This is a genomic window from Bacillus sp. AFS012607, assembly GCF_002558005.1.
Classification (GTDB): domain Bacteria; phylum Bacillota; class Bacilli; order Bacillales; family Bacillaceae_G; genus Bacillus_A; species Bacillus_A thuringiensis_S.
Map to the genome: position 1 here is coordinate 110,974 of NZ_NTVM01000007.1, position 12,205 is coordinate 123,178.

Below are 12,205 nucleotides of genomic sequence, written 5' to 3' on the forward strand. Positions count from 1 at the left end.
GGATAGCTAACGCTATCCTTATTTTAATTCGTTAATCAAATCTAAAATAGCCCTTGCAGTACTTTGTATCCTTTCTTCCGAAAAGTCAAACGCAACACCTGTATTTATATATATTTCCTGTATAGGTAAATTCCAATCTGAACTCGCTCCCTCTTTAAAGAAAGCAATCGCTTGTTCCTGATTCTCTCGATAAATTTGAAACAATTGCATCGCTCCTATTTGCGCAATTGCATATTCAATTTTATAAAAAGGAAACTGAACAAAGTGAAATGACTCGAACCAATTTCATTCTCTACTCCTGCAATATCAACTGATGAATATTGATACCTTTTACATAGTTCAATATATTTCTCATCTCGCTCTTCTGGTGAATGGTTTGGATTTGTATAAAGCCAGTGCTGGAATACATCTCCTGAAACTGACGATATTAATAACGATAAAGTACGATATAATTGAGCTTGCTGTACTTCTTTATAATCATCCTCTTGCGTATAAAAAATATTAAGCTTATCCATTAATAGTAATTCAAGACTAAGGGAATAAAGTTCCGCCACCTCTTCACGAAGGTATCTTTCCTGCATACTACTTTCATTGTTAAATTGTTTATAAAAGTGAAATGCATGCCCCAATTCATGTATTAATGCATGAATCGCATAAAATGAAGAACTAAAATTAGAATAAACAAAAACGTCTTTACTATGAGATAAGGTAAAGCAAGCAGCTCCTGGTGCTTTATTTTTCCGTTCTTGTACGTCAATTAATCCTGCTTTCCTTATATGAGTAAATTCCTCATGAAAACATGAATCTGTCTTCCGCAACATTTCTTCAATTCCATCCAATAAATTAATATAATTTTCAAATGGATATTTTTGCAAATTACAAGGAGCAAGATCCCAGGGACGATACGTTTTTACATCAAGATTCTTTTTAAGAAAACTTCCTAACTGTTTCCAAATTGGTACAACACACTTTTCTATCGACTCATGAAACTTAAAACAATCTTCAATACTGTAATCTCTATTTTTTTGTTTAAAGGCATACTCACTATAATTATTAAATCCTGCATTTAATTTTCTGTTTTTTAGAGATAAAAAAGGACAAGTAGCCAATCTGACTACTTGTCCTTGCTGTTTATGTGTACTCAATAAAATTAAGCTTGGAATGCTTCTGTTAATACTGGTACGATTTGTTTTTTACGAGATACAACACCTTTTAATGTAGCTGTGTTGTTTTCTAGTGATACGTTGTATGCTTTCTCAACAACGTTTGCTGCTTTACCGATCGCAAGACCGACAGAATCGTTAGTTAAGATATCAGTTACAACGAATAAGAATAGGTCTAAACCTTTTTCTTCTACTACTGCAGAAATTACTTTTTCAAGTTCCGCTTGGTGTACAAGAACGTCCTTTGTATCAACAGCGTTTACTTGTGCGATTTCAACTTTCGCATTACCCATTTGGAATTCTTTAGCGTCAAGAGAGATTAATTGCTCCATTGTTTTTCCGCTTAAGTCAGCACCAGCTTTTAACATTTCTAAGCCGTAGCTATCAGCATCTACACCAGCGATTTCCGCTAATTCACGAGCAGCTGCTACGTCTTGTTCTGTGCAAGTTGGAGATTTGAATAGTAAAGAATCTGAAATAATTGCAGATAACATTAAACCTGCAACTTCTTTACGAATTGTAACGCCATTTTCTTTGTACATTTTGTTTAAGATTGTAGCTGTACATCCAACTGGCTCACAACGATAGTATATAGGATCGCTTGTTTCAAAGTTAGCAATACGGTGATGGTCAATAACTTCTAACACACGAACTGATTCGATATCGTTAGCACTTTGTTGACGCTCGTTATGGTCAACTAAAATAACGTTGTCCACTTCGCTTGCTACTGTCTCAACAAAACGCGGTCCTTCTACTTTAAAATAGTCTAACGCAAATTGAGTTTCACCGCTGATTTCGCCTAAACGTACAGGCTCAGCATTCATTCCTAATTCTTTTTTCAATTCTGCATAAGCAATTGCAGAACAAATTGCATCTGTATCTGGGTTTTTATGCCCGAAAACTAGTACTTTTTCCATGTTTTCCACCTCTTCATGAAAAGGATATCTTAAAGAAGCAAATATGACAATATTTAAAGCATATTTTTTTATAAATAATTGCACTTTCTTCTATATTTTTCATCATTTTCATAAAAAAAATCATCTAAAATGAATTAGATGATCGAAATATATGTTTCAATTAAAATAGTGTAGGAGCTTGCACTACGTTGTTAAAAGCGAAATTTGAAGCTAAGCCATTATTCACAAGGTTTACATCTATAACTTGATAAAACGCATTTCCAGTGTCTGCAATTTCCCAAACAGCTAAAATAAGATGGTATCCACTACGATCAGTTGGTACATTTGCTTCATGCGTTACTGTTGTCCCTGGTCTAGCCCCACCGTCATTTTTCACATAGAATGGCACTAAATCTAAATCTGATCGCGTTAAAGGTTTATTTGGATTCCAGCCTTTTTTCGTAATATAATATTTCCACTCTTTCGTACTATGAGGAGCAGTTAGTTTCCACTTGAATGTATTCGTCCCGCCATTTAACGTAACTTTCTTCCACCTATCCACAGTTTGAACATCTAAAGCAGGAAAATGACCAGCCCCTGCAATTTGTCCATCAGAAGGTCCTAGTTGCGGAAATCCCCCTATCCCTTCTACACTTTGTGGTTCATATTGAATCGGTCCACAATTTACATTTACCCCTTGCTTACATAAATAAGATCGGCTCGCTGGTGATTCTACATAACCATGAGCTGAAGCCTTTTCTGAAAATCCAAATGTTAATAATCCCGTAAGTAATACGCCACCACTTAAAATAACTTTCTTCATCTTTTGTAAACTATTCTTTTTCATTCTTTCATCCCCTTCCGATAATAAAGCGAAAATAACTATAGTTGGCTAGTCATCTTCTCTACATTTATTATAAGACGAGAATCATTACTAAAAGAACCCTCTAAAAACTTTCTCAAATTCATTTAGTGCGTTAAATGGATTATATCAATAAATTTATTTAACACCGCCAGAAAAATATAGACGGTGTTAAAATAGTTTCTTATTATTCAGTATGATAACCTTTTAATCACAATTTATATGCATTTATAATAAAGAACCGTAGCATCTAACTTTCCATTCGGAGAAATTGCATACCCTGGTATTGTTCCAACTTCTTGGTAGTCTAGTGATTTGTACAATTTATTGGAAGGATCTCCTTCTCTAGTATCTAATACTAAAAGAGACCTGTTTTCTTGCTTCGCTCGTTCCTCTGCTTTTTGCATAAGCAATCGTCCAATACCGTTACGTCTAAAGTTTGGATGAGTCATTAATTTGCAAATCTCGGCTCTATGAATTCCGTTAGGCTTTGTAACTAATTGTAATTGAATACTCCCTGCTACTTCGTTGTTTATTTTAGCCACATACAATATCACTTCTGGCGCTAATACTGTTTGCCAATACTTTGTTGCGTCTTTTTGTTCCAGTGGAGGCAAAAAACCAATTGATGCCCCATCATTTACAACCGTTTTCAAAAGTTTCGAAAGTTCTTCCATATCATTTTCTAGTTGCTTAATTTCTTCAATTACTAAATTTCGCATTACTTTTCCCCCTTTTGTTTCATTGTAACAATTTTTAAAGAAGGAATAATGAAATAATAAGATGAATTTATTTAGGATATGATTTTTTTAGTGAAAGGATAACTATATGAAATATATATTAGATAGAACATATGCAAAAGAATTACTCGAATGGGCATATGAACAAAACCCGGGCCCTTGGTTTGAACATTCACTACATGTTGCTCATGCAACTGAAAACATAATTATAGAGCTTATCAAAAAAGGGTATGACCTAGACGCTGACATAGCATATAACGCTGCCCTTTTGCATGATATCGGAAGATACAAAGGTTTTACCAAATCGGTCATTCATTCCTATGATGGTTATATGTATATGAATGATTTAGGATATGCAGGAAACGCCATTATTTGTGTGACACACTCGTTTCCCTGTAAAAATGAACATATAGATATCGCAGCGGAATGGCATCTCGTTCCTGACCATATGAAAAGCCGGTTGGTTGCAATATTGAATGAACATAGTAACTACGACTTATACAATAAAGTAATTACTCTTTGTGACGCTCTTGCTGACGCGGATGGCTTTACTACGCTGGAAAGAAGATTAATTTCCGTTGGTTTGCGTCATGGTACAACATCTCATACATCTTTACATTGGAAAGGGTTTTATGCAATTAAGAAAGAATTAGAAGCTTTAATCGGTAAGAGTATATACACAGTTCTTCCTGATGTAGAGAATTCGATTTATGAAGATATAGAATACTAAAGTGAATACAAATTTAATTTCACATAAAAAAACGTTTTAAACATAAAGTTTAAAACGTTTTTTTATTCAATGCTTTTGATTTTTCAGTTCTGTTAAACACTCTTGCACTAAAGTTACCGCTTGACTCATCGCAGCTCCGCCAGCAAATGCTGCTGAAACACCACATGCTTCCAGAATCTCTTTATCCGAACATCCTTGATCAAGACAACCTTTTGTATGATAAATTGTACAATACTCATCTTGCGTTGCTAAACTAATTCCTAATGCAATAAGTTGTTTTTCTCTTTTTGTTAAAGCACCCTCTTGAAAACAAGCTTGCGTAAACGCATTATATGTCTCAGCGATTTCAGGAATTTGATTTGTAAAACTACCTATACCTTCTTTATAATGATGTAGAATATCATTTATCGAACTATGTTGCTCATGTTCCATCTTATTCCCTCCAGTCATATTATCCATACCTATTGTAGTATGCGATGAAATGGAGGCAATATACCTTCTTTTAAATCAAGAATTTTCAGTTAATTTACGTTATAATTTTAAATTATCATCTACTATAACTTTTTCTCTAGAACTTTTCCTTTCAACCTCTTTACTTCTTTCTTCCCAAAATGTTAATCCTTCAATCCCTACATTTTTAGGATCAAATACTGGATCTTTCCCTTCTTTTTTCTGCGTTTCATAGTCTTTTAACACTTTTAATGCGATTTTACTTAATAATAGAATCGCGATTAAGTTTAACCATGCCATACTACCGATTCCTAAATCTCCGAGATTCCATAAAAGCGACGCTGATTCAACACTACCGATGTAAACCATAATTAAAAATCCAAATTTTAAAACTGGTTTTAACCAGCCATACTTCAATTGACGATCTAAATAAGTAAGTGTCGTTTCAGCGATATAGTAATAAGCGAGTAACGTTGTAAATGCAAAAAAGAAAATTGCAATTGAAATAAATATTGGACCAAACCCTGTCATCACAGTTTCAACTGCTTGTTGCGTATAAATTGGACCTGCTTCCACACTTCCTATGTTTTTTACAATAGCGCGTTTCCCTTCAGGTATAACATTATACATACCTGTAATTAATATCATAAGAGCTGTCGCTGTACATACGACAATTGTATCGATATATACGGAAAACGCTTGAACTAATCCTTGTTTTGCAGGATGCGATACTTCAGCAGCAGCCGAACTATACGTCGCTTCTCCGACACCAGCAACGTTTGAAAATACAGCGCGTTTTACGCCCCATGCAATAGCTGCACCAACAATTCCACCAAACATTTCATTTACACCAAATGCGCTAGAGAAAATTAAAGCAAACATACTTGGAATCTCCGTTACATTCGCAATTAATATGATACATGTAACAATTACATAACCAATTGCCATAAATGGAACAAGCATTTGAGAAACGCCAGCAATTCTCTTTACACCACCAAAAATAATTGCTGCTAGTAACACGACTAAAAATATACCAGTTATATATTTGTTAATACCATTAGAGTTTTCAAATCCAACTGCGATACTACTAGATTGAATACCTGGTAATAACACGCCATATGAAAGTGTTACAACTACCGCTACAATGACTGCAAACCATTTCATTTTTAAACCTTTCTCAATGAAATATGGAGTACCGCCGCGATATTCATTCCCTACTTTACTTTTGTATACTTGAGATAATGTTGATTCAACAAACGCGCTCGCTGCCCCTAACAAAGCCATTACCCACATCCAAAATACAGCTCCAGGCCCGCCGAAAGCGATTGCTGTCGCTACCCCTGCGATATTACCAATTCCAACTCTTCCTGATAAGGCTAAACAAAATGCCTGAAAAGATGATATTCCCGTCTCTGAACTCTTTCCTTCAAATAATAGTTTAATCATCTCTTTAAAATAACGAATTTGCAAAAAGCGTGTTGCAATCGTGAAATATACGCCTGCCCCTAATGCAAAAACAACTAAACCGATACTCCACACTTGCCCTACTAACCATTCTACTAAATTCTCCATCCAAATCCCCCTTATCATTCTTTTGAAAAACAATTTTGTATATAAGAAAACGGACAACTATTATCAAACTTTCTAGTTGTCCGCATCTTTCATTATTTCATCCCTCAATTTTTGTCAGTAAAACGCCCTATTACTTTATATTTACCCAAACACTTTTCACTTCTGTATAATTATCAAGCGCATATGAACCTAATTCGCGGCCAATACCAGATTGTTTGTATCCACCAAATGGTGCAGCTGCATTTTCTAAGTTATAATCATTAATCCACACTGTTCCTGCTTTTAATTTATTTGCCACTTGATGACCCGTTTTGATATTTTGCGTCCATACACCCGCAGCAAGGCCATAAGATGAGTTGTTCGCTCGTTCAATTACTTCTTCTGTCGAATCAAATGGAAGTACAACAACAACTGGTCCAAATATTTCTTCCTTAACGATTGTCATATCGTCTGTAACGTCTGTGAATACAGTTGGCTTAACGAAATAACCTTTTTCAAGCGCACGTTCACCACCAGCCGCAACTGTAGCACCTTCTTTCTTCCCTTGCTCAATGTAATTTAACACACGCTCTTGTTGTTTCTTAGATACGAGTGGACCCATCTCCGTTCCTTTCTCCATACCTGCTCCAAGTTTTACGTTGTTCGCCATTTTCACAAGTGCATCTACTACAGTTTCATAATGTTTACGATGAACAAATACACGTGATCCTGCGCTACAATTTTGACCGTGATTATACATAATACCTTGGAATGCACCACTAATTGCTTCTTCCAAGTCCGCATCTTCTAAAATGATATTTGGTGATTTGCCGCCAAGCTCTAACGTTACATGCTTAATCATTTCTGCAGACTGACGCATAATATACTTTCCTGTAACAGTAGATCCTGTAAAAGCAACTTTATCAATGTCATGATGATTTACAATTGCCGCTCCTGCTTCAGGACCAAAGCCTGGTACAAAGTTTACAACACCGTTTGGAAATCCAGCCTCTTTAAAGAGTTTTGCTGTATATAGTAAGGATAAAGGTGTTTGCTCTGCTGGTTTTAATACGATCGTACAACCTGTCGCCAGTGCAGCTCCCATTTTCCAAGAAGACATAACGAGCGGAAAGTTCCACGGAATAATCTGACCTACAACACCTACAGGTTCATGTCTCGTATAGTTTAAGTAATCTTTTGAAATCGGGATTGTTTGCCCAATAATTTTTGTAGCCCATCCTGCGTAATAACGATAATTTTCTACAGTCGCTGAAATATCATCCTCAAGTGCTACTTGATACGGCTTCCCATTATCTAAAGCTTCTAATTGCGCTAACTCTTCTCTATGTTCTTCAATTAAATCTGCTAATTTATAAATAAGATGCGCTCTTTCAGCAGTAGTCATTTCTGCCCACGGACCAGATTTAAATGCAGATCTTGCTGCTTTTACTGCAGCATCAATATCCTCTTCTTGCGCTTCACATACGACTGCTAAAACATCTTCTGTTGCTGGATTGTACGTTTCAAACGTCTTTCCGCCAATAGCAGAAACAAATTCGCCATTAATAAACATTTTAATTTCTTCATTTAAAAACGCTTCCACTTTTGGTTTCAGCTCAATATTTGTCTTTAACATTATGTTCTCCTCCTTATTTAAACAGCTGCATGAGCTGCAATATTTGATAAAATCGTTTGAAGCTTTTGATCTTCGTTAACAGTTAATCCTAGTCTTGGATAGCGAGAAGGTCCTCCCGCTTGCCCATGTAATTCCATGGAACGTTTAACGATTTGAACATATTTCCCTGACCCTTCAAGAAACTCGCAAAGTGGTAAAATAGCATCGTTTATTTCCCATGCTTTTTCTAATTCACCATTTTGAAAATGCTCATACATTTTTGTAACGAGACCAGGAACGATATTTCCTGCTACTGAAACCCATCCCGAGGCACCAACTAAATATGATTCCATAACTAAATCTTCAGAACCACAGAAGACTTGGAAAGCCCCTTCACTTTGTCTTACTAAATCTCTTGCTTTTCGAATATCTCCGCTAGATTCTTTAATATGTGTAACATTTTCACACTCTTTTCCAATACGGAGCATTAGCTCTGTACTCATATCAACACCAGAAGTAAATGGATTATTGTATAACATAATTGGTATATTTACAGAGTTTGAGATTTCTTTAAAATGAAAATAGATCTCCTCTTCCTTCGGTTTACAATAGTAAGAGTTTATAATTAATGCACAATCCGCTCCGTGCGCTTCTGCATGTTTCGTATATTCAATTGTTTCTTTCGTGGTTTCCGCAGCAGTTCCAACAATGACTGGAATACGGCCATCAATTTCTTTCAAAACGGTTTCTACCATTTTAAATCGCTCTTCTTTTGATAAACTTACAAACTCTCCTGTACTTCCATTAATGATGATGCCTGCAACCTTTTGTTCGATAAAGTAATTTACATTTTGTTTTACCCCATCCCAATTAATTTCCTGAAATTCATCCATCGGTGTTATTAATACTGGAAATGCCCCTTTAATTTTTTGCATATTTATCTCTCCTTATCACATTTTATTTTAATAAGAACCCTGCCGGAAATGGATCCGTAGGGTCTAATAGAAACGTCTGCATTCCTGTAATAAATCCTCTACTTTCAAAACGGAAAATGTACCCTAGCTCCTCCTTCTTCACTTTTTCCACAGTTATAAAACTATTAAATATACTTTCATTTTTAAAAGGTTTATCCGCCATATAATCATTTTTAAATAACGCATGAACATAGGAAACGATAGTAGAAACAAAACCTGGCGAACGTACGATAAAGTTATCTTCATGAAATGTAATCGACTTTATATGGTTCTTTTCTTTTTGCGAAGGATCTACTAAAATAAGCCTTTTTATTAGCGACTGTTTTTGTATAACCTGCAGTGTAGCTTCTCCCCATCTTTTCAATTCTGGAATGTTTTCAACACGAATTTCTGGCGAATACGCACCTTTTTCTACAACTGCATATACTTTATCTGCTTGTATGAGAGAATAACTTACATTACCAACCTGTAAATTTTCCTCAATCAAATAGCAAAGTTTGCTTTCAAACGAAACAGATACAACTTCATCATTCTCTACATACGCATGAACTAAAAATATTCCAGATAACGTTTCAATTTTGTATTGATTGGACTCTCTCTTTTTTAAATACCCACTTTCGAGTAACATCGTTATTACCGCAACAATGCCCCCATAATGAAGCGGAATCGAACCTTCATGATTAAAAAATAATACAGCTGCATCCACTTCATTATGGATAGATGGAACGACAATACACCCATTCAAACCGATAAAACCACGTGGTTCATTTAATAAAAGCTTCCTCTCTTCTGCTAATTCACCTGAAAATTGTTCATTTAATTGCTCCAAACTGTAGTAGTATTTGCATGGTACGTCTTTCATTACACGAAATGCCTCGCCATTTACATGTACGTCTACTGCTGTATACATTTTTTGAATGTTCATTTTATATCCTCCGTTTCATGTTCCATCGGCGGAATTAGCAAAAATCCTTCTTTGAGTGGATCCATTTCATTGTAAAAAAATTTATGCATACCCATAAGCCAAGCTGATCCCGTAATTTTCGTTATGACAGCTTCAATATTTTCAACATGTGTCGTATTCACGACATATCCTTTAAATAAAGAACCAACGATACTCTCATGAATGAACTCTTCACCAATTTTGATTTCTTTTTGAGCGTATAATACAGCTAGCTTCGCAGATGTTCCTGTACCGCATGGGGATCGATCTATTCCGCCTGGTGGTACAACAACTGTATTTTTCACATTCGCACATTCATGAGTAGCATCTGTATAAAATTCAACATGTGTTAATCCTCTAATAAACGAATACTCTGGATGAATGATTTCAAACTTCTCATTAATTGTGTTTCTTATATGAATCGCCTTATCGATGATTGTAGATGCATTTTCTGGTACTAATTCTAGGCCTACTGAATTCGCATCAATAATGGCATAAAAATTCCCTCCATACGCAATATCAGCCTCTACAGTTCCAATGTCTTTGACGTGTACAGTAATATTTTTCAATAAAAAAGCTGGTATGTTACAGAAAGATACCTCTTTTGCTTTTCCATCTTGAACAGCAATATCTACTTCCACTAAGCCAGCCGGGGTATCTAGTTTTAAAGAAGTAATCGGTTCAACTACTGGAATTAAACCTGATTCAACTAACGCTGTACATACACCGATTGTATCGTGACCGCACATCGGTAAGTATCCACCTGTCTCTATGTATATAACACCTATATCAGCCTCAGGATGACACGGGTCTGTTAATAATGCCCCTGACATTACATCATGACCACGCGGTTCATTCATTAACAATTTTCGAATCCAATCATATTCCTTTTTCATATGTAACATCTTCTCTGCCATCGTCTCTCCAATCAACTTTGGAAGTCCGCTAATTAATGTCCTCGTTGGATTCCCGCCCGTATGTGTATCAATAGTCGTAAAGACTCTTTGTGACCTCATCCGTTTAACACCCTTTCTGTAAAACGACTCAAACGAAGTGGTTCAATAGGAATAATTGTCTCTTTTTCATTTAATAACTCTTCAATTACTTTCCCAGTAACTGCTGCAAGACTAATCCCATCCCCTTCATGTCCAGCGGCAATGAAATAATTCGGAATATGTTCCACTCGTGAAATAATCGGCAAATGATCTTCTGTCCACGGACGTAAACCAGCGTAAGAACGAATTACCATCATATCTGCCATTTTCGGATAAAAGCGAGTCGCTCTATTTGCGATACATTTAATGACTTCATTGTTTATTCTCGTATGAAACCCTACAAATTCACGACTACTTCCAATTAAGAAATTTTGACTTTCAGTAGGCTCAAATACGAGCGCAACCCCGTATTTTTCAGTTAAAGCATCTACTTTTCTTTTTCCGCCAAATTTAGAAATTAAATAACCGAATTCCATTACTTTACGGCATCCTACATGTTGTTGCCTTGATGCTACTATAATATGCCCTTTTCTCGGTTCAATTGGTATATTTACATTTAACATCTGACCAATCTTAGGAGCCCACACACCGGCTGCATTTACAACTTGTTTTGCTGTAAAAGTACCATTCGTAGTTTCTACAACAAATGAACCATTCGTCTCTATTTTCATACTCTTTACTTCGGTCTGCTTAAAGGCTTTTGCGCCAAACTTTTGTGCCTCTGACAGAAGCGAGAAAGCAAGGAGATATGGATTCACAGTTGAATCCGTCGCACATTCTAAACCGCCTAATAAATCATCAGCAAAAAAAGGCGACTCTTCTCTTATATCTTGCCTATCAAGCATTCGAAACGGTAATCCAGCTTCTTTTTGCCGATCTACCCATTGCTGCGCAGCTTCCATCTCTTCGTCTGACTCACATACGAGAATACTTCCTGGTGCCCTATATTCAAATGAATGCTCTAATTTTTCACTTAAATCAGTTACTAATTTTTGACTTACTAAAGACATTTGACTATCAAACCCTGGGTCTTTATCAATGGCCAAAATATTCCCATCACACCGTGAAGACGTCCCGCTGACAAATTCTCCTTTTTCAATGATTGTTACGTCTCTTCCGTATTTTGAAGTGTAATAAGCGATAGAACACCCTATTATTCCACCACCTATAATTAAAACGTCGCAGTGCCTCACAATATACTCCTCCTTTCCCTAAACCTCTCACTTTCTTTTATGCAATTGACGTGCCAATTCTGCACATATACAATTTCCATAAACAATATTTTT

At 35.9% G+C, this 12,205-nt stretch carries 11 protein-coding genes and 1 pseudogene; 1 reads left to right on the forward strand and 11 read right to left on the reverse strand.

Annotation, left to right across the window (positions count from 1 at the left end; translation table 11 throughout):
• Positions 1–18: 18 nt before the first annotated feature.
• The 4 genes and pseudogenes from CN409_RS08225 to CN409_RS08240 form a co-directional block, all read right to left on the reverse strand.
• Positions 19–1,079: pseudogene (locus CN409_RS08225) on the reverse strand (M3 family oligoendopeptidase); the annotation flags it as partial.
• 71 nt (positions 1,080–1,150) lie between these two features.
• Complete coding sequence (gene ppaC / locus CN409_RS08230) at positions 1,151–2,080, reverse strand: manganese-dependent inorganic pyrophosphatase (RefSeq protein ID WP_097981620.1); 930 nt, start codon at positions 2,078–2,080, stop codon at positions 1,151–1,153.
• A gap of 160 nt (positions 2,081–2,240) precedes the next feature.
• A complete protein-coding gene (locus tag CN409_RS08235) occupies positions 2,241–2,906 on the reverse strand; it encodes a lytic polysaccharide monooxygenase (RefSeq protein WP_000742282.1) in 666 nt (221 codons plus the stop codon).
• Positions 2,907–3,139: 233 nt separating this feature from the next.
• Positions 3,140–3,643 carry a GNAT family N-acetyltransferase gene (locus CN409_RS08240; protein ID WP_001245262.1) on the reverse strand — a complete coding sequence of 168 codons (504 nt, stop codon included), beginning with the start codon at positions 3,641–3,643 and terminating at the stop codon, positions 3,140–3,142.
• A 106-nt stretch (positions 3,644–3,749) separates the two neighbouring features.
• On the opposite strand from CN409_RS08240, the gene CN409_RS08245 reads away from it, so the two are divergent.
• Positions 3,750–4,391 carry an HD domain-containing protein gene (locus tag CN409_RS08245; protein ID WP_000874108.1) on the forward strand — a complete coding sequence of 214 codons (642 nt, stop codon included), beginning with the start codon at positions 3,750–3,752 and terminating at the stop codon, positions 4,389–4,391.
• A gap of 66 nt (positions 4,392–4,457) precedes the next feature.
• Here the strand turns inward: CN409_RS08245 and CN409_RS08250 are convergent, their stop codons facing one another.
• The 7 genes from CN409_RS08250 to CN409_RS08280 all read right to left on the reverse strand — a co-directional run bounded on the left by CN409_RS08250 (position 4,458) and on the right by CN409_RS08280 (position 12,112).
• Positions 4,458–4,850 (reverse strand): carboxymuconolactone decarboxylase family protein, encoded by a 393-nt coding sequence (locus CN409_RS08250; protein WP_001999958.1) that lies wholly within the window; start codon positions 4,848–4,850, stop codon positions 4,458–4,460.
• Positions 4,851–4,922: 72 nt separating this feature from the next.
• Complete coding sequence (locus tag CN409_RS08255; protein ID WP_081143709.1) at positions 4,923–6,413, reverse strand: alanine/glycine:cation symporter family protein; 1,491 nt, start codon at positions 6,411–6,413, stop codon at positions 4,923–4,925.
• Between the two features lie 130 nt (positions 6,414–6,543).
• Complete coding sequence (locus tag CN409_RS08260; RefSeq protein WP_000920980.1) at positions 6,544–8,028, reverse strand: aldehyde dehydrogenase family protein; 1,485 nt, start codon at positions 8,026–8,028, stop codon at positions 6,544–6,546.
• Between the two features lie 17 nt (positions 8,029–8,045).
• Positions 8,046–8,942, reverse strand: coding sequence for a 4-hydroxy-tetrahydrodipicolinate synthase (gene dapA / locus CN409_RS08265; RefSeq protein ID WP_001169450.1), 897 nt, complete (start codon positions 8,940–8,942; stop codon positions 8,046–8,048).
• 22 nt (positions 8,943–8,964) lie between these two features.
• Complete coding sequence (locus CN409_RS08270; RefSeq protein WP_001025577.1) at positions 8,965–9,906, reverse strand: proline racemase family protein; 942 nt, start codon at positions 9,904–9,906, stop codon at positions 8,965–8,967.
• Positions 9,903–10,940, reverse strand: a complete 1,038-nt coding sequence (locus CN409_RS08275; protein ID WP_001257539.1) for a proline racemase family protein — start codon at positions 10,938–10,940, stop codon at positions 9,903–9,905. Before CN409_RS08275 ends, CN409_RS08270 begins: the two co-directional genes overlap by 4 nt.
• Positions 10,937–12,112: an NAD(P)/FAD-dependent oxidoreductase gene (locus CN409_RS08280; RefSeq protein WP_081143710.1), complete on the reverse strand. Its 1,176-nt coding sequence runs from the start codon at positions 12,110–12,112 to the stop codon at positions 10,937–10,939. The genes CN409_RS08275 and CN409_RS08280 overlap by 4 nt, the downstream gene beginning before the upstream one ends.
• Between the last annotated feature and the right edge of the window lie 93 nt (positions 12,113–12,205).